This window comes from Janthinobacterium sp. MP5059B (assembly GCF_001758645.1).
Classification (GTDB): domain Bacteria; phylum Pseudomonadota; class Gammaproteobacteria; order Burkholderiales; family Burkholderiaceae_D; genus Janthinobacterium; species Janthinobacterium lividum.
In genome coordinates this window covers 112,176-137,838 of record NZ_LRHX01000023.1, presented here as the reverse complement: position 1 = coordinate 137,838, position 25,663 = coordinate 112,176, and the positions used below count along the sequence as shown (strand labels likewise).

The 25,663-nt window shown below is 64.2% G+C and carries 22 protein-coding genes; 18 read left to right on the top strand and 4 right to left on the bottom strand.

The features are described from left to right. The first annotated feature begins 5 nt into the window (after window positions 1–5). The 8 genes from JAB1_RS28205 to JAB1_RS28170 all read left to right on the top strand — a co-directional run bounded on the left by JAB1_RS28205 (window position 6) and on the right by JAB1_RS28170 (window position 7,463). Window positions 6–503, top strand: a complete 498-nt coding sequence (locus tag JAB1_RS28205; RefSeq protein WP_081345721.1) for a rhodanese-like domain-containing protein — start codon at window positions 6–8, stop codon at window positions 501–503. 19 nt (window positions 504–522) lie between these two features. Next, window positions 523–1,518, top strand: a complete 996-nt coding sequence (gene epsC / locus JAB1_RS28200) for a serine O-acetyltransferase EpsC (RefSeq protein WP_052140296.1) — start codon at window positions 523–525, stop codon at window positions 1,516–1,518. Between the two features lie 7 nt (window positions 1,519–1,525). After that, the gene (locus tag JAB1_RS28195; RefSeq protein WP_034784364.1) at window positions 1,526–1,750 is read left to right on the top strand and encodes a helix-turn-helix transcriptional regulator; all 225 of its coding nucleotides are present in this window, start codon (window positions 1,526–1,528) and stop codon (window positions 1,748–1,750) included. 117 nt (window positions 1,751–1,867) lie between these two features. Further along, complete coding sequence (locus tag JAB1_RS28190; RefSeq protein ID WP_034784363.1) at window positions 1,868–2,797, top strand: family 2A encapsulin nanocompartment shell protein; 930 nt, start codon at window positions 1,868–1,870, stop codon at window positions 2,795–2,797. Beyond that, window positions 2,772–4,565 (top strand): family 2A encapsulin nanocompartment cargo protein cysteine desulfurase, encoded by a 1,794-nt coding sequence (locus JAB1_RS28185; RefSeq protein ID WP_070279001.1) that lies wholly within the window; start codon window positions 2,772–2,774, stop codon window positions 4,563–4,565. Before JAB1_RS28190 ends, JAB1_RS28185 begins: the two co-directional genes overlap by 26 nt. 156 nt (window positions 4,566–4,721) lie before the next feature. Continuing rightward, a complete protein-coding gene (locus JAB1_RS28180; RefSeq protein WP_070279002.1) occupies window positions 4,722–5,441 on the top strand; it encodes a HAMP domain-containing sensor histidine kinase in 720 nt (239 codons plus the stop codon). Between the two features lie 11 nt (window positions 5,442–5,452). Then, entirely contained in the window at window positions 5,453–7,183 is a 1,731-nt protein-coding gene (locus tag JAB1_RS28175) for a response regulator (protein WP_070279003.1), read from the top strand. A 64-nt stretch (window positions 7,184–7,247) separates the two neighbouring features. Further along, window positions 7,248–7,463, top strand: a complete 216-nt coding sequence (locus JAB1_RS28170) for a hypothetical protein (RefSeq protein ID WP_010394693.1) — start codon at window positions 7,248–7,250, stop codon at window positions 7,461–7,463. Window positions 7,464–7,484: 21 nt separating this feature from the next. Here JAB1_RS28170 and JAB1_RS28165 read toward each other — a convergent pair whose 3' ends face one another. After that, complete coding sequence (locus JAB1_RS28165; protein ID WP_070279004.1) at window positions 7,485–8,189, bottom strand: PhaM family polyhydroxyalkanoate granule multifunctional regulatory protein; 705 nt, start codon at window positions 8,187–8,189, stop codon at window positions 7,485–7,487. Window positions 8,190–8,338: 149 nt separating this feature from the next. On the opposite strand from JAB1_RS28165, the gene JAB1_RS28160 reads away from it, so the two are divergent. The 8 genes from JAB1_RS28160 to JAB1_RS28125 all read left to right on the top strand — a co-directional run bounded on the left by JAB1_RS28160 (window position 8,339) and on the right by JAB1_RS28125 (window position 18,032). Beyond that, window positions 8,339–9,460, top strand: a complete 1,122-nt coding sequence (locus tag JAB1_RS28160; RefSeq protein WP_249154027.1) for a DUF3108 domain-containing protein — start codon at window positions 8,339–8,341, stop codon at window positions 9,458–9,460. Further along, a complete protein-coding gene (locus tag JAB1_RS28155) occupies window positions 9,461–10,225 on the top strand; it encodes a DUF3108 domain-containing protein (protein WP_070257724.1) in 765 nt (254 codons plus the stop codon). 224 nt (window positions 10,226–10,449) lie between these two features. Then, window positions 10,450–11,820 carry a hypothetical protein gene (locus JAB1_RS28150; protein ID WP_092608970.1) on the top strand — a complete coding sequence of 457 codons (1,371 nt, stop codon included), beginning with the start codon at window positions 10,450–10,452 and terminating at the stop codon, window positions 11,818–11,820. Then, entirely contained in the window at window positions 11,813–12,541 is a 729-nt protein-coding gene (locus JAB1_RS28145) for a hypothetical protein (protein WP_070282962.1), read from the top strand. The genes JAB1_RS28150 and JAB1_RS28145 overlap by 8 nt, the downstream gene beginning before the upstream one ends. An 8-nt stretch (window positions 12,542–12,549) precedes the next feature. Continuing rightward, on the top strand, window positions 12,550–15,381 hold the full coding sequence (locus JAB1_RS28140) for an ATP-binding protein (protein WP_070282960.1): 2,832 nt from the start codon (window positions 12,550–12,552) through the stop codon (window positions 15,379–15,381). Beyond that, window positions 15,381–16,406, top strand: a complete 1,026-nt coding sequence (locus JAB1_RS28135; protein WP_070282958.1) for a DUF4424 family protein — start codon at window positions 15,381–15,383, stop codon at window positions 16,404–16,406. Before JAB1_RS28140 ends, JAB1_RS28135 begins: the two co-directional genes overlap by 1 nt. Window positions 16,407–16,555: 149 nt before the next feature. Next, a complete protein-coding gene (locus JAB1_RS28130) occupies window positions 16,556–17,161 on the top strand; it encodes a nucleotidyltransferase family protein (protein WP_343216011.1) in 606 nt (201 codons plus the stop codon). A gap of 61 nt (window positions 17,162–17,222) precedes the next feature. Further along, on the top strand, window positions 17,223–18,032 hold the full coding sequence (locus JAB1_RS28125; protein ID WP_070282956.1) for a hypothetical protein: 810 nt from the start codon (window positions 17,223–17,225) through the stop codon (window positions 18,030–18,032). A gap of 9 nt (window positions 18,033–18,041) precedes the next feature. On the opposite strand, the gene JAB1_RS28120 is transcribed toward JAB1_RS28125, so the two are convergent. Further along, window positions 18,042–18,560 (bottom strand): hypothetical protein, encoded by a 519-nt coding sequence (locus tag JAB1_RS28120; RefSeq protein ID WP_070282954.1) that lies wholly within the window; start codon window positions 18,558–18,560, stop codon window positions 18,042–18,044. A gap of 221 nt (window positions 18,561–18,781) precedes the next feature. Here JAB1_RS28120 and JAB1_RS30065 point away from each other — a divergent pair, with 221 nt between their 5' ends. Beyond that, entirely contained in the window at window positions 18,782–18,934 is a 153-nt protein-coding gene (locus JAB1_RS30065) for a hypothetical protein (protein ID WP_168208500.1), read from the top strand. A gap of 24 nt (window positions 18,935–18,958) precedes the next feature. Next, window positions 18,959–19,198: a hypothetical protein gene (locus tag JAB1_RS28115; RefSeq protein ID WP_034753464.1), complete on the top strand. Its 240-nt coding sequence runs from the start codon at window positions 18,959–18,961 to the stop codon at window positions 19,196–19,198. Window positions 19,199–19,300: 102 nt separating this feature from the next. On the opposite strand, the gene JAB1_RS28110 is transcribed toward JAB1_RS28115, so the two are convergent. Next, complete coding sequence (locus JAB1_RS28110; RefSeq protein ID WP_070282952.1) at window positions 19,301–23,725, bottom strand: translocation/assembly module TamB domain-containing protein; 4,425 nt, start codon at window positions 23,723–23,725, stop codon at window positions 19,301–19,303. After that, complete coding sequence (locus JAB1_RS28105) at window positions 23,725–25,638, bottom strand: autotransporter assembly complex family protein (RefSeq protein WP_034784338.1); 1,914 nt, start codon at window positions 25,636–25,638, stop codon at window positions 23,725–23,727. Before JAB1_RS28105 ends, JAB1_RS28110 begins: the two co-directional genes overlap by 1 nt. Between the last annotated feature and the right edge of the window lie 25 nt (window positions 25,639–25,663).

Genomic DNA, 25,663 nt, shown 5'->3' with positions numbered 1-25,663 from the left:
GAAAGATGGCTGCTGCAGAACTGATTTTCGATCCCCGCGCCGGGCACGGCGAGGCGGCCTTTGACGAAGTACTCAATCTCGCGCGCGCCCAGGCGCAGGCACAGGGCTTGCCGTATGCGGGTATCGTCAGCGCGCAGGATGCGTGGCAGCTGGTGCAGGCCGGCAAAGCCGTGCTGGTCGACGTGCGCACCAACGAGGAACGCACCTTCGTCGGCTACGTGCCGGCCTCGCTGCACGTGGCGTGGGCGACCGGCACGTCCATGAACCGCAATCCCCGCTTTACGCGCGAACTGGAAGCGAAGGTGGGCGGCAAGAATGCCGTCGTGGTGCTGCTGTGCCGCAGCGGCAAGCGCTCGGCCGCAGCCGCCGAAGCGGCCGCCAAGGCAGGTTTCACGCATGTCTTCAATATCGCGCAAGGCTTCGAGGGCGACCTCGACGAGCAGCAGCAGCGTGGCCACAGCGGTGGCTGGCGCTGGCATGCGCTGCCTTGGCTGCAAGATTAACTCTCTTCCCGGGACCACCATGAACCAGCGAGCCATTCCCCCTGTCTCCCTTGCCGCGCAGCCGCAATGGGAACTGCGCCAGATCGTCGATGAATTGCGCGCCGTGCGCGAGCAGTGGCGCGAAGGACTGGCCAGCAATCAGGAGTGCGGCGCGCGCGAATTCCCGTCGCGCCAGCATTTGCACGACATCATCAAAGCCCTGTGCGCAGCCCTGTTTCCCATGCGCCTGGGCCCCCTCGACCTGCAGCAGGAGAGCGAGGATTTCTTTGTCGGCCATACGCTCGACACGACCTTGACGGGGCTGCACGAACAGGTGCGGCGCGAACTCAGTTACCACGCGCGCCAGCATGGCTTGCAGCAGACGGTCTCCATCGAACAGCAGGCGCTGGCCATCGTGCAGCGCTTCGCCCGCGCGCTGCCGCGCATCCGCGCCCAGCTCGACACGGACGTGGCGGCCGCCTTCCATGGCGACCCGGCCGCGCACAGCGTCGATGAAGTGCTGCTGTGCTATCCGGGCATCCTGGCCATCATCCACTACCGCCTGGCGCACACCCTGTATGCGCTGGGCGCGCCGCTGGTGGCGCGCATCATCGCCGAAGTGGCCCATTCGCAGACGGGCATCGACATCCACCCGGGCGCCATCATCGGCAGCAGTTTTTTCATCGACCATGGCACCGGCGTGGTGATCGGCGAGACGGCCATCATCGGCGAACGGGTGCGCATTTATCAAGCCGTGACCCTGGGCGCCAAGCGCTTTCCCGCCGGCGCCGACGGCGTGCTGAAAAAAGGACTGGCGCGCCATCCCATCGTGCAGGACGACGTGGTCATTTATGCGGGCGCGACGATCCTGGGACGGGTGACCATCGGCCAGGGCTCCGTCATCGGCGGCAATGTCTGGCTGACCCGCAGCGTGGCGCCCGGCAGCCATGTCACGCAAGCGCATAACCAGCAGGAGGCGCAGGAGTTGCCGGAGTTACCGGCGCCATCCCACCCCGCTTTTGCCCACCACCCATGAGGACAGCATGTTGATCAAACAGTTTGGACTGGCCGTGCGCCAGTTGCGCGAAGGGCATGGCTGGTCGCAGGAGCGCCTGGCCGAAGCGGCCGACTTGAACCGCTCGTTCATCGGCGAGATCGAACGGGGCGCCGCCACGCCGTCGCTGCTGACGGTGGAAAAGCTGGCCGGCGCGCTGGGCATCGGCCTGGCGGGATTGATGGCGCGCTGCGAGCCGGAATTGGTGGATTGATGCGGGTCGATTAAACGCCGCGTTGATGGCGATAGCATGTTGAGAGAAGAGGGGAGACGTCCGATACTTTATTCGTTTTTCAGATAAGCATATTCACTTTTCTCATCAGGAGTAGTCATGGCAGAAGCAACAGAGAACCAGTTCGCGCTGGGCGATAACGCCGCGCGCCAGCTGGCCAATGCAAGCAAGAGCGTCCCCCAGTTATCCACGATCACGCCGCGCTGGCTCGTGCACCTGCTGCAATGGCTGCCCGTGGAAGCGGGTATCTACCGCCTGAACCGCGTGAAGAATCCGAAGGACGTGCGCGTCGCCTGCTCGCAGCGCGACGAGTCGGAACTGCCGCAAACCTTCGTCGACTACGACGACCAGCCGCGCGAGTATTTCCTCAATGCCGTCAGCACGGTGCTCGACGTGCACACGCGCGTGTCGGACCTGTACAGCAGCCCGCACGACCAGATCAAGGAGCAGCTGCGCCTGACCATCGAGACGATCAAGGAGCGCCAGGAAAGCGAGTTGATCAACAATCCCGATTACGGCCTGCTGGCCAGCGTGCACGACGACCAGCGCATCTTTACTCTGACGGGCGCGCCCACGCCGGACGACCTCGACGAACTGCTGACGAAAGTGTGGAAGGAGCCGGGCTTTTTCCTCGCGCATCCGCTGGCCATTGCCGCTTTTGGCCGCGAATGCACGCGCCGCGGCGTGCCGCCGCCAACCGTCAGCCTGTTCGGCTCCCAGTTCCTCACGTGGCGCGGCGTGCCGCTGGTGCCATCGGACAAACTGCCGATCGAAGACGGCAAGACGAAAATCATCTTGCTGCGCGCGGGCGAACAGCGCCAGGGCGTGATCGGCCTGTTCCAGCCTGGCTTGGCGGGCGAGCAAAGCCCGGGCCTGTCCGTGCGCTTCATGGGCATCAACCGCCATGCGATTTCGTCCTATCTGATTTCGCTGTATTGCTCGCTGGCCGTGCTGACCGACGATGCGCTGGCCGTACTGGAAGACGTGGAGATCGGTAAATACCATGACTACCCAGACACCTACAAGTGATGGCGCGGCGGGCTTGCCTGCCGTCCCGTTCTTACCTGATGAAGCGACCCTGAACCGCCTGGCCGGTGAATTCTTTGCCCGCCTGCCGGGCGTGGATAAATCTCCCAGCCTCGGTGGTTCCGGCAGCGTGCTCGATGCGGCGCCCCGCTATGCGAACCGGCCGCCGCCGCAGCCCGGCCCTTCGTTTGCCGCCATCGCCCCCGGCGTGGCGACGGCGCAGGTGCCTCCCGTGACGGCGCCGCTGGAGTCGCCGATTGCGCCGGCGCCGGCCTCCGTGCCGACGCCACGCCTGTCCGCCCTGAGTGCACCGTCGCCCTATTATTTTGTCGGCGGCGCGCATGGCTATCCCGCGTCGAACGGCAAGCTCGACGGCCTGGCGCAGCAGGGGCTGGGACAAGCGGCACCCGACGATGTGCGGGGACTGTTTGCCGCGCCGCAGCAGACGCCCGCGCGCCAGCTGCCCGTATCGCCGGCTAATAGCCCGCCCGCGTTCTATTTCCAGACCGAGCTGCCTTCGGCGGCGAAGCCTGGCCAGCACCAGACGCCGGCGCCGTTCGACGTGCATGCCGTGCGGCGCGATTTTCCCGTGCTGGCCGAACGGGTCAACGGCAAGCCGCTGGCCTGGTTCGACAATGCGGCCACCACGCACAAGCCGCAGTCGGTGATCGACCGGGTGTCGTATTTCTATGCGCACGAAAATTCGAACATCCACCGCGCGGCGCACGCATTGGCGGCGCGCGCCAGCGATGCGTATGAAGCGGCACGCGCCAAGGTGGCGCAGTTCCTCGGCGCCGCTTCGCCCAATGAAATCATTTTCGTGCGTGGCGCCACCGAGGGCATCAACCTGGTCGCCAATACCTTTGGCCGCAAATACATCGGCAGCGGCGACGAGATCATCGTCTCGCAGCTCGAGCACCACGCCAACATCGTGCCGTGGCAGCAGCTGGCGGCGGAAAAGGGCGCGACCCTGCGCGTGATTCCCGTCGACGACAGCGGGCAGATACTGCTCGATGAATTCCGCAAGCTGCTCAACGGGCGTACCAAGCTGGTGTCCGTGACGCAGGTGTCGAACGCGCTGGGGACGGTGACGCCCGTGGCGCAGATCATCGCGCTGGCGCATGCGGCCGGCGTGCGCGTGCTGGTCGATGGCGCGCAAGCCGTGTCGCATTTGCGCGTGGACGTGCAGGCGCTGGGCGCCGATTTTTATGTCTTCTCGGGCCACAAGGTGTTCGGTCCGACGGGCATCGGCGCCGTATATGGCAAGGCGGACTTGCTGGAGCAGCTGCCGCCATGGCAGGGCGGCGGCAACATGATCGCCGACGTCACGTTCGAGCGCACCGTCTACCAGGGCGTGCCGAACCGTTTCGAGGCGGGCACGGGCAATATCGCCGATGCCGTGGGCCTGGGCGCGGCCATCGACTACGTGCAGCGCATCGGCCTGGAAAACATCGCCGCCTACGAGCACGCGCTGCTGGAATACGCGACGCACCACCTGCAGGCCATTCCCGGCGTGCGCCTGATCGGCACGGCGTTTGACAAGGCCAGCGTGGCCTCGTTCGTGCTGGCCGGTTACGAGCCGGCGGAAGTGGGGCGGGCCCTGAACGACGAGGGCATCGCCGTGCGCTCGGGCCACCACTGCGCCCAGCCGATTTTGCGCCGTTTCGGCGTCGAGGCGACCGTGCGGCCATCGTTCGCCTTCTACAATACGTATGAGGAAATCGACCGCATGATCGTCGTGGTCAAACGCCTGGCGGCCGCACGCCGCTGATCTTGCCGGCTTGGCCATCCGATGCCGCCCTTGCGCAAGCGGGGGCGGCATTGTTGCGTCAAGTCAGTGACTTTACGCGCGGCTGGCAGGCGCGCGCATGCTGGCGGTATAATTTATCCTTGGCAATATTCAAGCTGCGGCCCAAGGAGATATCCAGTGGAAGATCAACACAGCTCGCCCGAGCTTTTCCTGTTCCTGGCGTCGACCGTGCACGACATGAAAAACTCGATCAGCGTTGTCAGTGGCACCCTGGAGTCGCTGCTGGCGGCCGAGCAGGCCAAGCCCTCGCCCCAGGCCGACCCCGCCTACCTGCAGATGGCGCAGATGCTGTACCAGACCAAGCGCCTCAACGATAACCTGATCCAGCTGCTGGCCCTGTACAAGGAGGTGGGCAAGCCCGGCTACCCGTTCGACGTGCAGCCGCAGCTGGTCAGCCAGGTGGTCGACCAGGTGGTGGACCAGGAAAAGATCCTGCTGGCCTCGAAAGGCATCCGGCTGGAGACGGCCTGTCCGCCCGAGCTGATCTGGACCCTCGATGAAGACCTGGTCATCGGCGTGCTCGCGCACGCCATCAACAACGCCATCCGCTACACGAAGGACACGATCCGCCTGTCGGTCTGCGAGGCCGATGGCTTGCTCGAGCTGCGCGTGGAAGACAATGGCGACGGTTATACGCAGGCCTTGCTCGACGCGGGCAGCGCGGCCATGGATGGCATGGCGGCCGGCGTGAACTTTTCCACCAACAGCACGGGGCTGGGGCTGTATTTTTCCAGCGAAGTGGCAAAGATGCACAAGCACCGGGGCAGCAGCGGCAGCATCGCGCTGGAAAACGGCGGCGCCCTGGGCGGCGGCTGTTTCATCCTGCGCCTGCCCTGAACGAGGAATCCATGACGACAGACAGCCACGCCACCGCCGCCGAAGCGGGCAGCACCGACTGGGCCGACAAACATTATCTGCTGGTCGACGACTTCATCGGCATCCGCATCCTGCTGCGCGAATCCCTGCGCAACCTGGGCGCGCGCCATATCGACCAGGCGGCCAGCGGCGGCGAAGCCATGAAGCTGCTGGCCAAGACGCGCTACGACGTGGTGCTGTGCGACTACAACCTGGGCGAAGGCAAGAATGGCCAGCAAGTGCTGGAAGAGACGCGCGTGCGCAACCTGACGGCGCCATCGAGCGTCTGGCTGATGGTATCAGCCGAGAAAAGCGTGGAATCCGTGATGGGCGCGGCCGAGCACCAGCCCGACGCCTACCTGATCAAGCCGATCACGGAAGGCGTGCTGCTGACGCGCCTGAACCGCGTGTGGCACAAGAAGCAGGTGTTTCGCGAGATCGACCAGGCTTGCATGGAAAAGGATTATTTGCGCGCGGCCAAGCTGTGCGACGCGCAGATCGAGGTCAACAAGCTGCACGAGCTGGAACTGCTGCGCATGAAGGCCAGTTTGCTGCTGAAGAGCGGCGAACCGGAAAAGGCCCGTGCCGTGTACGAGAAAGTGCTGGCCGAGCGCGATTACAGCTGGGCCAAGGCGGGCCTGGGCAAGATCCGCATGAATAACGGCGAACATGAGGCGGCGCGGCAGATCTTCCAGGGCGTGATCGTTGAAAACAAGTATTACATCGACGCCTACGACCAGATGGCCGTCGCCTACCAGTTGATGGGCCAGCACGAGGAAGCGTGCGGCGTGCTGGAAAAGGCGGCGCGCCTGTCGCCCAATTCCGTGCCGCGCCAGCGCAACCTGGGACTGGCGGCCTTGAAGGTCGGCAATGTCAGCATGGCGGAAAAGGCATTTCGCAAGTGTATTTCCATCGGCGAGTTTTCCGTCATGAAGACGCCGGACGCCTATCTGGGCCTGGCGCGCGTGTGCGGCCTGAAGAAGGATGCCAAGGAGGCGCTGCAATGGCTGTTGCTGGCGCAGCGCGAATTCTCGCCCGAGCAGATTGGTTTGCGCGCGAAGATCACGGAAGGCATGGTGCACCATGAAACGGGCGATTACCGGCGCGCCCGCAAGTGCGGCGACGAGCTCGAAGCCATGCTGCTGGAAGACCCGGCGCGGCCCGAGAAAAGCATTTGCATGGAACTGGCCACCTTGCTGTTCGCCGTCGGCGTCAAGGATGCGCCGGCCGGCCTGCTGTGCTACGTGGTGAAGAACAACCACGACAACCAGGTGGTGCAGGACGAAGTGCAAAAGATTTTCGACAAGGCGAAGATGGGCGACGAAGGCACCAGCCTGATCATCGCTTCGCGCAAGGAAGCGTCGGACTTGATGAACAAGGGCGTGCTGCTGTGGAAGACGGACAAGCTCAACGAAGCGGTCGCCTGGATGCGCGCGGCGCGCGAAAAGCTGCCGAACAATTTGCGCATCCTGTTCAATTCCGCGCAAATCATCGTGTCCTTCCTGCAGCAGCGCGGGTTTCAGGCCGACTTGGCGGCCGAGGCCATGGAAGTGTTGTTGTATGTAGACAAAATTGCACCAGGGCAGCAACGCTTCGCGCAATTGATGGAGCAACTGGTGCAGCTGACGCCGCCGCCCGGGCCGGAAGAGACCGTCGTGGTCGTAGAAAAAGCGCCGACGGCGCCGGAAAAAGGCGGAAAATCCATGCGCGAGCGTGCCGGATGATAAACTAGGGGCCAGCGTGGGTTCGCCCGTGCTTGAGTTGCTTTACAACAATAAGGAAGAAACTATGCGTGATGTGGTCAATGAAGTGTACAAAAAAATGAAAGTCGGCAGTATTGCCTGGGTACGCCCGGTCGCCGCCAAGGGAGACACGCTGGAAACATTCCAGTCTTCGTACGAGCACGCCAAGGCGCTGGCCGACGAAGGCCTGATCACGATCGGTGACGTAAAACGCCAGGCCGACAACATGATCGAGGCGATCCGCATTCATCGTATCGCCTGATCATATCGCCGGCTTGCAGCATCAGGCCTTGCCTGGCGCTTTAGCCTTGGGTGCCGCGCGTTTCGCGGGCGCCTTGCGCAGCGGGGCCTTGGCCTTGGCTGCCGTGCCTGCCTCTGCAGGTTTGGCCGGCTTGCTGGCCGCTGGCTTGGCTTTGCTCACGCTGCCAAAGCTGGCCGCTGCCGTACTGGCCGCATCGGGCGACATGGCCGTCGATACGGCTTGCTTGAACTGATCTTGTAACAAATTCCACCAAGCACTTGGATTGGCCAACTGGCTGCCGGCATCGCCGGGTTCCGCCGCAGCGGGTTCCGGTGCGGGCGCAGGTGCGGGCGCCGGTTTCGGTTCAGGCGCCGCAGGCGCGGCTTGCTGGAAAAACGCGGAAGCGTAGGGTACCGATTCAAACACGGTTTTCTCGCTGGCGCCCGGTTGCGTGATGGCCGCCGCCAGTGATGCACCCATAGATTTCAATGTGGCGATGGTGCCGCGCTGCACTTCCAGCGCCTGGATACTGCCGCGCAGCATGCTGGTATTGAGGTTCAGCCACGCTTCGACGGCTTTCAAGTCGTTGATTTTCTTGTCCAGCTCTTCCACCGACATGGTAGGCGCCGTGATGCCAGGCACGCCCATGCCGGGCACGCTCATGCTGCCCCACAGGTTTTTGACGAAGTCGAGCGTATCGGTCACAACTGCTGCGCCCGGAATTTGGGGCATTTGCGGGTTTGCCATGCGAAATCTCCTGGTAGATGGATAGGCTTAGCGTAGCAGATATCGGCTTGCAACTGACGTAATGCCGCCAACATTTTCTTACATAAAACATTAAGAGTTGAGCACGGGCAAGAAGCGGGAAGCGGGGCGGAAGCGTTACACTACGCCTCATGATGCCTGCTTCCTTCTTTTCGTCACCGCGCCGCCGTACCGTCATCTTTGTTGCGGTCATCGGCGCACTGCATTACGTGGCGCTGGAATGGCTGACCTCGCATGCCAGCATGGTGCCGCTGGGGCAGGATCATGCACAGGTGGTCAGCATGGCCTTGATCGCCGAGCCGATCCAGCCCCTGCCGGTGGCGCCGCCGCCGCCGCCGCCCGAACTTCGGCCCGTGCCCAAGCCCAGGCCGCCGCCACCGCCGCCGCTGACGGAGCTGGCGTCGAGCGAAACGCCGCAGTTGACGGCGCCTGTCAGCGACGTGCCGGAAGGCCCGGCCACGACCGCGCCGGCCGCGGTGGCTGCGCCGGCCATCACGGCGCCCGCACCGGCCGTGGCAGCGGCACCCGTGCCGGCCAGCGCGCCGCCGCCACCGCCCGTCGAGCAGGCACGGCACTACAAGACGAATGCGCCCGCGTCGGCCCAGTTCGACCTGCACGTGGACCGGCGCGATGCGGACGGCACCAAGTGGCAGGGCGTGGCCGCGATGGCGTGGGAAAACCGGGGCGACGCGTATCAGCTGAAGCTGGAGGTGGGCTTGAGCATGCTGATCACGCGCATCAACCTGCTGGTGCTGACCAGCGAAGGCGTGATCGATGGCAGCGGCATCGTGCCCGTCACGGCCACGGAGAAACGCAAGGGCCGCGCGCAAACGGCCACGCATTTCAACCGCGATGCCAAGGCCATCACGTTTTCGGCCACGACGGCCACGGCGCCATGGCAGGAAGGGGTGCAAGACAAGGCCACGGTGCCGTTCCAGCTGGCCGCCATCGGCCGTGCCGACGTCAACCAGCTGGTGGGCAATATCGACATTCTCGTCGGCGAGGAAAAGGAAGCGACCGTGTTCCGCTTCCACCTGGTGGGCGAGGAAGAGCTGGAGACCAAGATGGGGCGGCTGGTGACCTGGCATTTGCGCCGGCCGCCGAAGCCCGGCACGTATTCGTCGCAGCTCGATATCTGGCTGGCGCCATCGATGCAATGGTATCCGGTACAAATACGCAATACCGAAGCGAACGGGGCGCTGACCACGCAAACCGTGACCAAGATCTCCGTAAATGAATCAACAGGAAAATAAATGACCACTTTGACTACCTTGAAACGCATCCTGGCTGCCAGCCTGCTGGCCGCCACCCTGACGCCCGCCATGGCGGCGGACGAGCCCGTGGACCATCCCGTCATCAAGCGCCCGTACAAGCTGGCGCCATCGGCCGACCTCGTGTATTCGATCAAGGCCAAGCAGCGCGGCATTGCACTGTCGGGCGAATCGGTCAGCAACTGGCGCGCCGGCGACGGCAAGTACTCGCTGCTGGCCGAAACCAAGGCCGCCCTGTTCGGCAAGATCCTCGAGCAGCGCAGCGAAGGCACGGTCGACGATTTCGGCCTGGCGCCGGCGCAGTTCGTGGAAAAGCGTTTCCGCAAGGAAGCGGCCACCACCACCTTCAAGCGCGACAGCAAGACCATCGTCTTCAGCGAGGGCGATGACAGCTATCCGCTGAAAGGCGGCGAGCAGGACCGCAACAGCACCGTCTGGCAACTGGTCAGCGTGGCGCGCGCCGCGCCCGAAAAATTCACGCCCGGTTCGGAATGGAGCTTCTTCGTTGCCGGTCGCCACGACGCCGAACCGTGGACCTTCAAGGTCGTCAAGCAGGAGACCGTCGCCACCGGCCAGGGTCTGGTGGAGGCCGTGCACCTGGTCAAGGCGCCGCCGCCGGACAAGAAGGGCCAGCAAGTGGACCTGTGGCTGGCGCCGTCGCTGGAATGGTATCCGGTGAAGGTGACGTTCGCCGATGAAGACGGCGACTACGTCGAGCAAACCCTGCAAAAGATCGTCAAGAAGTAAGTGTTCACTAATGGTTTGGGGCCAGGCATGCCGTGTTTGGCCCCCCATTTCATCCTCCTGGCCCGGCACGGCGCACCGGCCGTGTTGCGCCGTGTCCGCACCTCCCCCTCCCATGCGCTAAATTGCATGTCAGAACTGATATACTGACGCCCCCGCCCCGCAGCGCCGCGTTAGCCCGCAGCGCCGCCCGCTGAACACTCATCCGGAAAAGAATGATTGATATAATGGCAAGTGCAGCCGTGGCTACGGATGCAAATCAGACAGAGCAAGAGCATCACGATTCCTTGCAGGCGCATTTCCAGCCCAATATTTCGGCCGACGAGATCGAGCAGGTATTTCACTTGAAGCGGGCGCAGCCCCTGCTGCAAGTGTTTACGGCCCTGTTCCACGGCGGTTTCGATGGCGTGCTGGTGCGTCTGCTGGTGTTGCGCGAACTCGCGTCCGATGCGGCCACGTCCGCCTATACGCGCGCCGATATCAATACGAAACTGGCGTATCTGTTGCCGGAAAGCCTGGAAACGGTCTTGCTGCGCCTGCGCTCGAATCAGTTGCTGGCCTGGGATGCGCAGCAGGGCGTGTACCGCGTGACGCCGATGGCGCGCAATGTGCTGTCCGCCATCGACAGCCTGCTGGGCCTGGGGCAGACGGAAGATGAAGCGGAAATGGGGTTCCTGCTGTCGCAGGTGGCCGGTGCGCAAGCCGTCGGCGGCGTGTCAGTCGAGCAACTTCAGCATTTGCTGGGGCGCCTGGTGGACTTGACGGAAGAGTTCTCCGATGCCATCGCCTCCGGTTCCGAATTCCGTCTGCGCACGGCGCAGGCGAAGTGGAACATGGCGTGCGACTGGGTCGAGAAGGGGTCCGAGATTCTCGTGGCGATTACTTCCGATGAAAACGCGGACAGCGCCACGCACAAGGCGGCGCAGGCGATTGGCCGCGCGCAAAGCAAATTGCTGAACATGCAAGGCATGTTTTCGCGCGCCCTGAACCAGATCGAGCGCCAGCGCGTGCACCTGGGCCAGTCGGGCCTGTCGACCACGGACATCAAGCGCTGGCTCTTGCTGCATGACGACCTGGCCAGCCTGGCCGAGGGCGCCATCGACCAGCCCGTCGTGCCGCTGTTCTCCACGCCGGCCGAGATGATCGACGTGGCCGAAACGGAACTGCTGTCCGAACGGGCGGCAGGCGTCATCAACACGGGCCTGCCCAGCGGAGAGGACGCGCCCACCACCATCAGCGACGGACCCGCCATGCAACTCGAACTCGATGACTTGCTCGAACGCCTGTCGAACTTCGCCAGCCTGGGCAATTTCCCCAGCATCGGCGAAGAGGGGCCGAAATCGGTGCCCGTGCAGGACTCGCTGCTGCCGGCCAGCTTTGCCGTGGCCTCCTACCGCGCCTCGATGCTGCCGCTTCTGGGCGACGTGTCCGAAGCGAGCTTGCAGGGATCCACGGCCGAACTGGCCCGTCTGCCGATTACCTTTACACCGACCGACGAGATGGTCCAACTGACCGACCCCCACGTGGCGGCCATGTCGATCGCCTCGCTTTCACTGAATGTTTCACTTGATTTAGATAGCGGCACCGCCGATGAATGACGATTCCCAAATCCTGATTGCGCGCCTGCTCACGCATCAAACCCTGCGCCGCGACGACAAGCTCGTCAAGCGCGTGCTGTCCGACGAGCTGTTCCGCGCCGAGATCGATGCGCGCCTGCTGGCCTGCGGCCTGAAACTGCTCGACAACGTGTATGCCGACCATGTCACCCTGGCCCTGACGCGCACTATCGAGCCGAAGATATTCGGCGCGCGCGACGTGTGGCAAAACAATAATTTCGGCCTGGCGCGCGATGGCGTGGCCTTGCTGGTGGTGCTGTGGGCGCAGATCATCCTGCCCAAGCGCGAACGCCAGGAAACGCACCAGCACGCGGACGACGACCAGAACGATATGTTCGGCACGGAAAAGCCGTTGCCGCGCGCGGAAGACGCGTCGATCGGCATTTCCTACAAGGCGCTGCTGTCCGACTTCGGTGACAAGCTGGGCAAGAAGACGCGCATGGACATGAATCTGGGCACCCTGGCCAAGCTGGGCTTTATCGAGCGGCGCGGCGATTTCATCCTGGAAGGTCCGCTGCTGGACCTGATGATGGACACGGACGTCTTGAAAGAGCGCATCATCAATGGCGCCCTGGCCGACGTGTTCAAGCGGGCGCCGGCACGCCTGGTGGCCGTCAGCGGCGATTCACTGCTCGACGCCGACCTGGCAGACGACCTGTCCGCCGACATCGGCGACGAGCCCGCGTCCGACCTCCCTCACTGAAAGCGCCCATGTTTCATATCAAATCACTTGAACTGGTGCACTGGGATTACTGGCAGCGCATCAAGAATATTCCGCTCGACGCGAAGATCATCACCATCGCGGGGCAGAACGGCTCCGGCAAGACCACCTTGCTCGACGCCTTGCGCACCCTGTTCGGCCTCGACTGCTCGATGGGCCGCACGTATAAACACTATGCGCGCCACTCGGGCCAGCAGACGGCCTGGCTGCGTGCCGTGGTCGACAACAAGAACGTGGGCAAGCAGTTGTCGAACCGCCCGTTCCGCAGTTCCGGCTTCTTCAGCGACGATGAAGTGACCCTGTTTTGCCAGATCCAGAAGAACGGCGGCGACTGGAAGCGCCAGTATCTGATGCGTCCGGGTAATGTGCAGATCGAGGACATCACGGACGCCAACGACTGGCTGGGCGTGGAAAACTACCGCAAGCGCCTGGCCAATGCGGGCCTGTCGCCCGCCATGTCGAAAGTGCTGGCGCTGGAGCAGGGCGAGACGGACAAATTGTGCGAATACGCGCCGCGCCAGCTGCTCGACCTGGTGTTCCAGGTGTTTGGCGACAAGGAAGTGCTGGACGCCTACGACGAAGCCAAGCGCCACCAGCGCGATACGGAAGTGGAGCTGAAACGCTTCGAGACGGAACTCGAGGCGTCGAAAACCAACCTGGAAGGCTTGCGCCTGCGCGTGGCCAATTACCACCAGTGGGAAGGGCTGCATAAAGAGCGCCGCAACCTGCTGGAAGAAGTGCTGCCCAGCCTGCAGTACCACGAGGCGCGCGAAAAGGCGGCCATCGCCAGCCGGCAATTGCGCGATGCGCGCAAACCGATGGCGCAGGCCGACCAGCAACTGACGGACAAGCGCAATGCGCTGGCCGCGCAAGCGAAGGCCCTGTCCGACGCACAGATGAACGAGACCCTGCTGGAGCAGGAATCGATCGGTCTGCAGAGCCGTTTGTCCCTGATCAATGCGAAACTGAAACCGCTGGACAGCCTGCTGGAACAGAAGGACCGTCTGCACAAGCTGGCAGCCGACTCGGGCAGCGACATCGCCGAAGTGGCGGCCCAGCTGGAACAGAAGGAAGCGGAATTGCTGCGCCAGCGCCAGCAGCGCGACGCCCTGTCGGCCCGTATCGCGGGCGAGCAGGCGACGATTGCCGCGCTGCAAGGCAAGACGGCCATGCCGGAGCCGGATAATGTGCGCGGCATGCGCCGCGCGCTGCGCGACGCGGGGATCAGCCACGCCATGCTGTCGGACATCGTCGAAGTGACGGACAGCCGCTGGCAGGGCGCCGTCGAAGGCGTGCTGGGCGGTTATGCCTCGGTGGTTCTGCTGGACAAGGCCAAGGATGCGGCTGCCGCCTACCGCCTGGCCGAGAAGGAACGCTATCGCCACTTCATCGTGCCCGACCTGGTCACGGCGCCCGTCGCAAAAGACGAAAGCCTGCTGGCCGTGGTGAAATTTTCCGCGCCCGTGCCCAGCTGGCTGATCGAGCAGCTGTCACGCATTGCCCGCGTCGATTCCGTCGAAGCGGGTTTCAAGCTGGGCAACCACGAAGAGTGGATCACGCCCGAGGCGTACCACCGCGAACGCCGCGGCGGCCGCTCGCTGTTCGTGGAAGCGTCGCGCTACCGCTTCGGCCAGGCTGGCCGCAGCGGCCGCCTGGAAGCGCTGCTGCGCTCCCTGCCGGGCCTGGAAGGCCAGGAAGACACGCTCACCCTGGCGATCTCGAAACTGGCGGCCGAAGTGGGCGCCTTGAAAGCGCGCATCGCCGGCGTCGACGCAGCCAAGGAACTCAGTGCGCGCCAGGAAGAATTCGCCGAAGCGCTGCGCAATTCGAAGCCGCTCAAGGAAGAGCGCCTGGAAGTGGGCGGCCGCCTGGGCGAGTTGCAAAACCTGACGAAGAACGCCACCGTGGCGCGCACGCGTGCCGATACCGTGTGGCAAAACGCGCGCCTGGCCTTGTCGGAAGCGGAAGCCGGTTCGCGGCTCGGCTACAAGAAGCAGATCGAACAGCGCGCCGAGCACGCGCGCGCCTTGCTGGCCCTGCGCCATGCATGGCGCCACTTGCCGAAAAGCTGGCGCCGTCCCGCACGCCGCGCTGCCCTTGTGGCCGAGCACCAGAATGCGCACCAGGTCGATCTGCGCGTGGCCAGCCTGCAAAACAGCCTGGCGCGCGACGACTGGGAACTCGACGCCACCGTCATCGACCAGCATCACCGCCTGTCGGACCAGCTGCATGGCCGCCAGTCGGAGACGGACGAGCGCCGCTACCAGAACAACCGGGCCATCGAAGCGACGGGCAATGCCCGCGGCGCCTACATGGAGCGCTTGCGCTACACCATCAAGACGTACAGCAAGAACATCAAGGAGCTGGGCGAACTGGCCGGCATCGAAGTGCATGCCGACCCCGTGCGCCTGGAAAACGACGATGTGCAGCTGTCGCAGGCGGGCTTGCATGTGCGCTTCAAGTTCGACGGCAAGGGCGTGATCGGCATGAATGACGGCGAAGCGTCGGGCGGCCAGCAGGTCATGAAATCGCTGGTGCTGTTGATCGGCTTGCTGAAATCGGAAGACGGTTCCGGCGGCTTCGTCTTCATCGACGAACCGTTTGCCCACCTCGATATCCGCAACATTCAACTGGTCGGCGAGTTCCTGAAAAACACGGAAGCGCAATACCTGATGACGACGCCGTTGACGCACAACACGGATGTCTACGATCCGTCGGAGCTGACCTTGATCACCAGCAAGAAGAAAAAGGATACCCAATGGGCGCAACCGATTTTCGTGCTGCAGCGCCGGGTCGATCCCGTCTCGGGCAAGGCGGCGTGATGCTGGTGCGCACCTTGCTGGCATCTGCCGCGCTGGCGCTGGCGTGTTCGGCGCCGGCAATGGCCAACGACGGCATCGGCTCGGTCGGTACCGGCGGCATTATCGTCGGCAAGAGCGACGCCGTGGCCATGAAAAAGGAGGTGCTGACGGTCAGCCCGGACTTGATCAAGGTCGAGTACGAGTTTCTCAATGAATCGAAAAGCGATGTGGAAGAGACCATCATCTTTCCGCTGCCTGCCTACGAGGCCGGCTACCACCAGTCGCCCACGTATTACGGCCAGCCGCAGCAGTTCTCGATCGAGGTCGACGGCAAGCGCAAGGATTACCAGACCGTGCTGGTCGCCAAACTCGACAGCCGTGACGTGACGGCGCGCCTGGCCCAGCTTGGCCTGTCGGACGCGCAAGTCGCTTATTTTCCGTCGTTCAGCCCGTTCGAAAAAAAGGTGGCGCCCTTGAGCGCCGCGCAGCAAAAAGCCATGATCGCCGAAGGCTTGCTGGCCAAGCTGTCCGAAGACGAAGAATGGGTGCCGGCCTGGTCCGTGACGGTGGTTTACCAGTGGCGGCAGAAATTCCCTGCCGGCAAAACGGTGCGCGTGCGCCATCAATATGCGCCTTTCGTGGCCGCTGGCCCCGGTGCCTCCTACTTGGGCGACGGCAAGGAGTTTGAGCAAAAGTATTGTGGCGACAAGGCTTTCTACAAGACGTGGAACCGCCTGGCGGCGCAACAAGGCGAGAGCGGCTTCGTCAATGCCAAATGGGTCTCGTACATCTTGAAGACGGGCAACACCTGGAAAAATGGCATCGAAGACTTTACCCTGAACCTGGTCAAGGGCAAGCCGGATGAGCTGATCAGCCTGTGCTTTCCCGGCACGTTCACCAAGATCAATCCCACCACCTTGCAAGTCAAGCTGCGCAACTTCCGCCCGCAGCAGGATCTGAACGTATATTTCGGCAATGTCGAGAATGGCAGCGGGAATACGGGCGAGGCGCCTGCGTTGCGTAGCAATTACTTGATGACGAAATAGGAAGACCGCGCCTTGGAAACTGCTGCTCTTCAGCACCCACTGCGTATGCTGTTCCCGGGTGCGCTGCTTGCCGTGCCCGCCGCCCGGGCCGACAGTGATGGCGCTTCCAGCAAGCCGGCGCGCGCCTGGAAGCGATCCTGGACCCACGCGTGAGTACGCAGCCGGCACTGGCAGCGCGGCTGCGCGCCATCGTCAGGAGCACGCCATGGTGCATGCAAGTCCTGCAGGCCGTGGCGCAGCTGGGCTTGCCTGACTGCTGCATCGGCGCCGGCGCCGTGCGCAACCTCGTGTGGGACGCCTTGCACGGCTATGCGCATCCATCGGCATTGAGCGATGTCGACGTGGCGTATTTCGATGCGCATGATTCAAGCCCGGAAAGCGAAACGCAGCTGCGCCAGCGCCTGGCCACCTTGCTGCCCGGCGTGCCGTGGGAGGTGTGCAACCAGGCCAGGGTGCACCTGTGGTTCGAAGACGAGTTTGGCTACGCCGTGCCGCCCCTGCTGTCGCTCGACGATGCCATCGCTACCTGGCCCGAGTTTGCCACCTCGGTTGGCATCTATCTGCAGCCTGACGGCGAGATCGGCATCGTCGCGCCGCATGGCCTCGATGACCTGTTCAATATGGTGGTGCGGCGCAACCCGGCGCGCATCAGCCTGGATGGCTATGCGCAGCGCCTGGCCAGCAAGGACTATGCGGCGCGCTGGCCGCGCGTCACCATCATCTCCCAAGCAAGTGATGGTGTAAAACGCAATTAAATGCACTATGGATACAGATTGCCTATAATTACCAATTATCCAATAGTATTCTTCTGATCTGATGTCCCTATCGATTTCCCCGCCGCTGCGCCGCATCGGCCGCCTGCTCTGCCTTTCCTCCGCCCTCGTGGCGCCCGCCGCCTGGGCCGACAGCTATACCGATTTCCAGCAAGCCAGCGCGCGCCTGGAAGCGATGATGGCCAAGGCGACGCCACAAGGCGGCTTGCCGCGCCTGGGCGACCCTGACGTGGCAGTGTTGTTTGCCCGGATGACCGATGCGCCGCGCCTGTTCCAGGCGCCCGTCGCGGCGCTGCAGGACATGAACCAGAGCGTGGCCCTGTGCGAGCGTGCCACCAACGTGGGCAAGGCCTATTACCAATTTGGCCTCGCGCTGCCGCTGCCGCTGTCGGGCGCCGAATTGCAGCAGGCGCGCAAGGAGCAAGTGACGCAGAACCTGGCCAATTATGGCGATGAGATGAGCACCATGTTCGCCTTTGGCCTGCATTGCCATGCGCACTTGATCCGTCTAATGGAGCAGGAATTCAGTCACCAGCCGGGGCAGGAGGTGAGCGGGGCCGAGCGCATGCGCGCGCGTGCCTTCAGCAAGGGATCGAGCACGGCTTACTCCGGCGTGGTGCAGTTCGTGCAGGTGGCGTTCTGGAACGTGGCGCAAAAGAAAATGATGCTGGAAGCAGCCGCGCAGCACGCCACGGCGAACGCGGGCCTGATGCCGCCGCCCTTGCGCGAACGTCTGCTGAACAGCCTGGCGGATGCGGACAAGGACCTTGATCCGGCCCTGGCGCCGGCGCTGGCGACGATCCGCCAGGCGCTGTCGGTGACGACGTGTACCGGCCTGTGCCAGTACTATTGACGGGATGACTTACTCGGGCGCCTGCAGCGGCTGGTTGCGCTGGCGCCAGCGCACGAGGCCCCACGCATACACGGCGTAGTAGCCGATGACGAGGCCGTAGGCGGCCATGGTCAGCGCGCTCTGGCCAAACGGTGGCGGCGGCACGGGCACGTCGAGGCGCGAGTTCAGATAGATTTGCATGCCGCGGTACAGCAAGCGGGCGATGAACAGCATCGTGATGGTCAGGCCCAGGTAGCGGTGCTGGGTAAAGAAAAAGTCCTTGCCGACCTGTTCGAAGCGCGTCAGCTTCAAGCCCAGCACGCCCAGCCAGCCGCCGGCCAGGGCAGCGGCGCCCAGGCTGGACAGGGGCAGGATGTCGAATTTCGTCGTCGTCGCCAGGAACAGCAGCAGCGCGGGAAACGTGATCGCCACGGTCCAGTGCCGCCACAGCTGCGATTTCTGGCGCGCCACCAGTTTTTTCAGGCGCGAATAAATGCGCCAGACCAGCAGCGGGACCAGTAACAGCAGGGCGAGGGTGGTGGTTTCCATGTATGCAATCGGGTACGGGTAAAACAGCGATTGTAAGCCAGATGGGGACGGGCGGCGATGCTTGTCAAACGGTAAAGTTGCATGTTGACATTTACATGGCATGCAAGCACTATGCCCTGTCACGCCATGCCGTGGCCGCGGACGCCAGGCCGGCAGGCAAATATGGACAGGCGGCGGGCATCTCGTGGTATGGTCTTCTTTTGTCCACCGGGAGGCCAGCCATGTCCGTCATCCATGCCCACCGCGCGCCCGACCCGGCGCCCGTCGATGAACCCATGCCGGCGCCGGAGCCGCAAGAAGCGCCCGGGCATCATCCGGGGCCCGTGCATCCGGTGCCGCAGGACGATCCCGTACCGCACCCGCATCCCAGTTAATCTCGTCAAGAAAGGCTGTTTTAGATGGCAATTGTCAAGGAAGTCTACACACGCAAAGTCAGCGGAGAATCGTTCGACTATGAACTCGATTACACCCAGGGCGCGGACGTGGCCTGGATTGCGCGCGTGTATCACGACGGCGTGCTGAAAGGCTCGCCGCACGGCGCGCTGACGGCCAACGTGCTGTCCGGCCCCGCGCTGGAACAATACCTGCGCGCGTATGTCGAAGGCATGATCGAGCGTGGGCTCGACGTGGCCGAGTAAGCCGCTTGCGGCAGAGCAAAGAAAAGGGCGCCGAGGCGCCCTTTGTTGTTTCTGGCGGCGTCGGATTACGCGGCTGCGCCGCTAATCCGACCTACGCTCGATCTAGTCGAATGCCCACGTATATAAAACGTCCAGGGCATTGTTCGTGCCCGTCTGGAATTGCAGGGTGATGCGGCGGTTCAGCTTGTAGCGCAGCTTGACCAGGCTCGTCGCCGTGCTCGTGCCTTGCTCGAACGTCAGGTAGGCGCGCGAGGACAGGCGCTTGCCGACGGTGACGACCGTGCTTTCCAGCCCTTGCGCCTGCGACAGGCCCACTTCATCGAGTCCCAGCGAACTGGCCAGCTTGCCCTGCAAGCCGCCGCCGGAGCCGCCGAAGAGGGCGCCCGCAGCCGTCGTCAAGAGGGCCATTTCATCGCCGGCCGCCGTTTCCGCGCCGTGGCCCAGGATCAGCCAGGCCAGCTTGTCGCTGTCCGACACGCTGGGCGTGGAGACCAGCTTGGCCGTCGGCGCCTGGGCCGTGCCGCGCACTTCCACGCCCGCTTCCACATTCGTTTCCGACAAGGCTTCGCCCTCGGGGCGCTTGCGCACGGCGAGGATGTTCAGGGACGGGTTGTCGTAGGCGCCCGTGAAGGCGATCAAGCCCCGTTCGATGGCCAGTTTCTGCCCATACGCCGCATACAGGCCATTGACGACCCGGATGCTGCCCGTCACGCGCGGCGCGGCGCGGTTGATGACCCTGGCGCGCACATTGCCCGCCAGGTCCGCATCGATGCCCATGCCGCGCAGGTGGAAGGCATTGCCCAGGTCGAACTCGAGGTCGATATTCAGGGGGAGCGAAGGCGCTTCCTTGCCGCCCTTGACTTCCTTGCCCAGCACCACCACGTCGCTGCTTTGCGTCGGCGTGTCTTGCGGCGCCAGCTCGATCAGCGCGCGGTTGGCCTTGAACTTGCCCTCGAAGCTGAAGCGCTTGTCGTTGCGCACCAGGGTGCTGTTGCCCGACAGGATCAAGGTACGGTCGGGGCGCGACAGCGCCTGCAGGCGGTCGGCCATCAGTTTCAGTTCCAGGCTCGCTTCGCCATTCGCAAAGCGTACCCAGCCATCTGCCTGCACCTTGCCATCGCCGCCGTCAAAGCTCAGGCGCTGCAATTGCAATTGATCGCCGGCCAGCTTGGCTTGCAGCACGCCATTGCGCAACTTCAAGCCCTGGTCGGCCCAGTTCACCAGCAGCTTGCTGCCGTTGATGTCGCCATTCAATTGCGGCGCGCCGATGGTGCCGCTGCCGGCCAGCGCGACCTTCAGGGCGCCGCCCAGTTCCAGGCCCGGCTGGCCCGTCAGCGGCGCCAGCCACGCCAGCGAATCGATGCTGGTCGTGCCCGTCAGCGAGAGGGCGCTGTCGTTGCTGATGCGCCCGCCCAGCATTTGCACGGTGGCATTGATGTCGCTCTGGCCCGCGCGCGCGCCGTCGAGTTTCACGGCCAGGCGCAGCTGCTGGTTGGCGACATCCACGCGGGCATCCAGGGTGCGCAAGCCCAGCGCCAGCGGCTGTTCCACGCCTACCGTCACGTCGCCTTTTTCGCGGTAGATGTGCAGCATGCCGGCCAGTGACGGATCTTTCTGCTTGGCCGTCGGCACCTGCATGTCGAGCGACCACTGCGCGCCCAGGGTCAGGTCGCTGCGCGCATTGGCCTGCAGCGCGGGGATCACTTGCGCCAGGTAGGTCAGCGCCACGCCGGCCGCCTGGCCGGAACTGGTCCAGCGCGGGCCGTTCTTGACCAGGCTTTGCATGGTGATGCTGCCTGCTGGCAATTTGATGACGGTGTTGCCCACGCTGATCTGCTCGGGCTGCCCGAGGCCCGCCACGCCGCTGCCGGCAGGACCGGCCACCTTGACGGGCACGGGCGCTTGCAGCACCAGCGCATAGCGGCCCTTGTTTTGCAGGCTGTCGATGGTGCCCGTCCAGCCGGCGCCGCTCTGGCTGCCGCGAATTTGCACGGTTGCATCGAAATCGTCGTTGCGCGCCGCCAAACTCACCGTATGGCTGCCGCGCGTGCCCGTCGTGCCCAGGTGGGCGCTGGCCAGCTTGAAGGTGGGCGTGCTGTAACCCGTGATGTCCAGGCTGCTGACCATGGGGTCGAGCGCGCCTTGGCCGGCGCCCACGCTGGCGCTGCCTTTGATGGATTTCAGTTGCTGGTCGCCAAAGAAGGTCAGGTCACGGCCGTCGAGCGTCAGTTGCGCGGCGGGCGCGTCCATCTTGCCGCTGACGGAGCCGGCTGCCTGCAGCACGCCGGCAAAGCGCGGACCCAGGGTCGACAGTTGCGGCGCATCGAGTTTCCACGTCAGCTTGTCGGTGGCGCCGCCCAGCGCGCCCTTGGCCAGCAGGCTGTTCGGCCCCAGGCGCAGTTCCGTATCCACGCTGTCGATGCGTTTCGCGTTGGCCGACAGCTTGGCGTAGCCGGCCAGCGGGGCGTTTTGCAGGGTCGATTCGCGCAGGGCCAGGTTGAGGGCCACTTGCCAGTCGCCGCTCAGGCGGCCGTTGCCGTTGAAATCCGCATTGACGTTGCCGTTGGGCAGTGATGCGCCAAACGCGGCCGGGTTGATCTTTTGCAAGGAACCCGTCATTTTCAGTTCCGCTTCCTTTTTCGGTCCCGTCAAGCCCACGTCGCCGCTGGCGTGGATGGCGCTGTCCGGCGCAGGGCGCTTGCCGCTGGTGAGACCCAATCCTTTTGCATCGGCAACAAAGCTCGTGCGCGGCTGCTGCAGGGTGCCTTGCACCACGCCGCTGGCCAGCACGGTGCCCAGCAAGTCGCCCTGCAGGGCGGAAAGTTGCCGTGCATCGACATTCCAGTTGAGCTTTTCACCGGCGCCGCCAAAGTTGCCCTTGGCCGTCACGTTGTTCTTGCCCAGCGCCAATTGCACGTCGATGCCGCTGAAGTGGGCCGCATCGGCCGTCAGCTTGCCCTTGCCCGACAGGGGCTGGTCGAGCAGCTTGCTGGGGCGTACGGTGAAGTCCGCATTCGCCAGCCACTGGGGCGCCACGTGGCCATTGGCGCGCACGTCGAGGTTCAGGTCGGCCACGGGGAAGGCGCCGAAGTCGGCGGGATTGAGGCGGCTGGCATTGGCCAAGGCCTTGAAGGGCTGATCGTCCTTCAGGCTGATCTGGCCCGTCGCATTCACGCTGCTTTTGCCTGCTTGCAAGGTTGCCTTGCGCAATTGCACGAGCGAGTCGGCCAGGGTGGCTTCCACGTCCAGACGCAGCTTGGCTTCGCCCAGCTTGGCGCGCAGGGTCTGCGTCTTGCCATCGCTGTCGAGCACGATGTCGCCGACGATCTTCGTGCTGTTGATGCTGCTGTAAATGTGTTGCAAGTCGATCTTGTCGGTGTGCAAGGTCAGCTGCGCGTTGCCGATGGGGCCGTCGACGGCGTCGCGGTTGAGCTTGCCGCTACCCGTGAATTTGCCCGCATTGCCGAAATCGATGATAGCCGACTCGAGCGTGGTGGCCGTCAGGGTGCCGCCCAGGCGCGCCTCGAACTGGCGCAGCGGCAGCTTTTGCTGGTCGATGGGGCCGGGCGTGGCGTGGTTGAGGATGGCCAGCTTGCCCGACACGGTTTGCGCGTTGGGCCGCGTATCGATGGCGGCGTCGAGTTCCAGGCTCAGGTCCGCCTGCGGCAGGGTGGCGTCGAACTTGCCCGGATTGATGTTGCGGCCACGGATGCTGGCCGAGCGCAGGATGATGACGGGGTCGAACGGCGCCAGCGCCAGCTGGGCGTCGGCCGTGGCCGCGCCCGCGCTGCCCTTGGCTGTCACGTTCAGCACATTCAGGTCGCCGCCCAGTTGCAAGGCGAGGGCGGCGGGTTTTTCACCGGCGGCGGGGGTGAGCTGCGTCAAACTTGCCTTGCCGCCGAGTTTGAACGGTTGCGTGGCGGCAATCGTCGCGCTGGCCGTGGCCTGGCCGAAGGGCGTCAGGGCCGAAGCGTCTTCCAGCTGCCATTGCGTCTTGTCGCCCGACAGGCTGAAATGGATCTTTTCAAACACTGTGTTGCCGCCCGCGCTCACCAGGGTCACCTTGTCCAGGCGCGCGTCGGCAATGCCGATCTTGAAGGGCGAGGCCAGGCTGGCAGGCATGGTCGATGGTTCTTCGGACGGCGCCGTGCTTTCCACGGACAGGCTGGCCACGTGCAGTTCGCTGATGGCGATGCCTTCCGAGAAGAACTGGAATGGCGACCAGTTGATATCGATGTTGTCGGCCGTGATGTGCTGCGTCTTGCTGCGGTAGCTGACGTGGCCCAGGTGCATGCGGTTGTACAGCGAGCCGGACACGCCCGACACTTCGATTTCGCCGCCGCTGGCGCTGGCCACTTTTTGCACCAGCATCTGCAAGGTCGATTCGCGGCCCAGGAACCAGAAGGCGCCGCCCAGCAGCACGGCCAGGCTGGCGATGGCGATCAGCACATAACGCACCCAGCGGCGCGGTTTTTTCGCCGGCGGTGGCGGCGCGGCGTCGTGGGACTCGGTAGTAATATCGGACATCAGAAAGTGAATCCCAGAGAGAAGTGCAAACGGTAGGCGTGGACGGCGTGGCCATACGCCACGTCGACATTGATGGGGCCGACGGGGCTCTTGTAGCGCCCGCCCAGGCCATAGCCCGATTTCGGCGTCATGGCCGCTTTCACGGTATCGGCCGCGTTGCCGGCGTCATAGAAGGCGGCGATGGCCCACTTCGGCTTGAACCAGTACTGGTATTCGGCGCTGCCGGTGAGCATGTAGCGACCACCGATGGTGGCGTCGCCTTCCTTGACGCCCAGTTCCTGGTAGGCATAGCCGCGCACCGACTGGTCGCCGCCCGCGCGGAACAGGTAGACGGCCGGCACGCCGCGTTTTTCCTTCGAGCCCAGCGCGCCCATTTCGCCGCGCACGATCAGTTCGCCCTTTTCACCGAGCGGACGGTAATACACGGCCTTGCCGGCCACGCGCACGAAGCGCTCGTCCGTCAGCACGGGCAGCAGGGCGCCGCCCACCTGGGCGTTGATGACATAGCCCTTGGTGGGGAATAGCAGGCTGTCGAGGCTGCGCTTGGTGATGGCATAGGTCAGTGGCAAGCTCTTGCTGCGCGTCTGTTCCAGGCCGACGACGGTCTTGTCTTCGCTGAGGAACTCGAACGTCAGGCTGCGCTCGAGGTTGGTGCCACCCCAGTTGCGCTTGGCCGAGATGGTGGTCACGGCCGTGATTTCGTTGGAAATGTCGCTGCGCTCGAACGAGGCGCCCGCGCTGTCGTTGTAGCCGCGCTCGGTCGTGGGAAAGTAAAAATTGGCGTGGGCCGCCTGTTTCTTCGTTTCCATGGTGATCGCGCTCTTGAAGCGCGTGCCCCACACGTTCAGATTGTCATAGTTGAGCTGGGCGCGATTCCCCGTGTTCGTACTGAAACCGAGACCGGCGCTGACGTTCTGCTGCTTGTTTTCCGTCACGCGCACCACCAGCGGCAGCAGCGGCGCGGGGCCGCGGTTGGCCGGCTTGGCTTCGGCGGCGGCGCTGGCACCTTCGACCTCGGCTTGCTGGCTTTCCTGACCTGCCTCGATCTGCTCATTGAGGATGCTGCTCATGTCGGCGCTCACTTCCACGCTGGCAAAATAGCCCGTGTCCTGCAGGCGCGCCTGGAACGATTGCAGCGCCGATTCGCTGTAGTACTCGCCAGGGCGTATCTTGTCGAGGTTGCGGATGATGCTGGCATCGTAGCGCTTCAAGCCTTCGATGCGCAGTTCGCCGAAGCGCAGCTCGGGGCCGCTGTCGAGCACCACCAGCAGGGAGACCTTGTGCGTTTCCGGATCGACCACGGCTTGCGTATCGACCAGCTGGGCGCGCGGGTAGCGCGTTTGCACCACTTCGCGCAGCAGGGCGCGCTTGGCCGATTCCCAGTCGGATTGGCGAAACACGCTGCCCGTCTTCAGGGACCAGCTGCGCTTCAGGGCTTCCGTATCGTAGGGTTCGCTGGCGGCCAGCGGCGGCGTGGGGTCGAAGCCGCGCAATTCCAGCTCGACCTTGTCGATGGTCACCGGCTGGCCCGGGTCAAGGTCGACGATGACGACGGGTTTGGCGCCCGTCGTATCGACGCGCACCGTGACGACGGGCGTGTAATAGCCGGCCGTGGCGACGAGGTTTTTGGCTTGCTCGGGCGTATCGCGCACGAGGCGCTGCAATTGCTCGCGGTCCATGCGCGGGTTGCCGCGGAAGCGTTCCAGATCCAGGTTTTTTTCGAGCAACTCATCGAGGTCGCCCGGTGCGTTGACCTTGACCTCGTACTGCAGCGGGGCGGGCGCCGCTTCCGTGGAAGGGGTGCCGGCGGCCGCGTCTTGCGGACGCTCTTGCGTTTCCTCCTGCGCGCGCGCCTGGACGGCCGGGCATGCCAGGATGACACTGCCGGCGGCCGCCAGTGTCAGTTGACCCATTACTTTTGTCACTACTTGTGCCAAA

Coding starts and splice junctions, on each gene's coding strand:
- JAB1_RS28205 (WP_081345721.1), top strand. CDS start 6: ATGGCTGCTGCAGAACTGATTTTCGATCCCCGCGCCGGGCACGGCGAG.
- epsC (WP_052140296.1), top strand. CDS start 523: ATGAACCAGCGAGCCATTCCCCCTGTCTCCCTTGCCGCGCAGCCGCAA.
- JAB1_RS28195 (WP_034784364.1), top strand. CDS start 1,526: ATGTTGATCAAACAGTTTGGACTGGCCGTGCGCCAGTTGCGCGAAGGG.
- JAB1_RS28190 (WP_034784363.1), top strand. CDS start 1,868: ATGGCAGAAGCAACAGAGAACCAGTTCGCGCTGGGCGATAACGCCGCG.
- JAB1_RS28185 (WP_070279001.1), top strand. CDS start 2,772: ATGACTACCCAGACACCTACAAGTGATGGCGCGGCGGGCTTGCCTGCC.
- JAB1_RS28175 (WP_070279003.1), top strand. CDS start 5,453: ATGACGACAGACAGCCACGCCACCGCCGCCGAAGCGGGCAGCACCGAC.
- JAB1_RS28170 (WP_010394693.1), top strand. CDS start 7,248: ATGCGTGATGTGGTCAATGAAGTGTACAAAAAAATGAAAGTCGGCAGT.
- JAB1_RS28165 (WP_070279004.1), bottom strand. CDS start 8,189: ATGGCAAACCCGCAAATGCCCCAAATTCCGGGCGCAGCAGTTGTGACC.
- JAB1_RS28160 (WP_249154027.1), top strand. CDS start 8,339: ATGATGCCTGCTTCCTTCTTTTCGTCACCGCGCCGCCGTACCGTCATC.
- JAB1_RS28155 (WP_070257724.1), top strand. CDS start 9,461: ATGACCACTTTGACTACCTTGAAACGCATCCTGGCTGCCAGCCTGCTG.
- JAB1_RS28150 (WP_092608970.1), top strand. CDS start 10,450: ATGGCAAGTGCAGCCGTGGCTACGGATGCAAATCAGACAGAGCAAGAG.
- JAB1_RS28145 (WP_070282962.1), top strand. CDS start 11,813: ATGAATGACGATTCCCAAATCCTGATTGCGCGCCTGCTCACGCATCAA.
- JAB1_RS28140 (WP_070282960.1), top strand. CDS start 12,550: ATGTTTCATATCAAATCACTTGAACTGGTGCACTGGGATTACTGGCAG.
- JAB1_RS28135 (WP_070282958.1), top strand. CDS start 15,381: ATGCTGGTGCGCACCTTGCTGGCATCTGCCGCGCTGGCGCTGGCGTGT.
- JAB1_RS28125 (WP_070282956.1), top strand. CDS start 17,223: ATGTCCCTATCGATTTCCCCGCCGCTGCGCCGCATCGGCCGCCTGCTC.
- JAB1_RS28120 (WP_070282954.1), bottom strand. CDS start 18,560: ATGGAAACCACCACCCTCGCCCTGCTGTTACTGGTCCCGCTGCTGGTC.
- JAB1_RS30065 (WP_168208500.1), top strand. CDS start 18,782: ATGTCCGTCATCCATGCCCACCGCGCGCCCGACCCGGCGCCCGTCGAT.
- JAB1_RS28115 (WP_034753464.1), top strand. CDS start 18,959: ATGGCAATTGTCAAGGAAGTCTACACACGCAAAGTCAGCGGAGAATCG.
- JAB1_RS28110 (WP_070282952.1), bottom strand. CDS start 23,725: ATGTCCGATATTACTACCGAGTCCCACGACGCCGCGCCGCCACCGCCG.
- JAB1_RS28105 (WP_034784338.1), bottom strand. CDS start 25,638: ATGGGTCAACTGACACTGGCGGCCGCCGGCAGTGTCATCCTGGCATGC.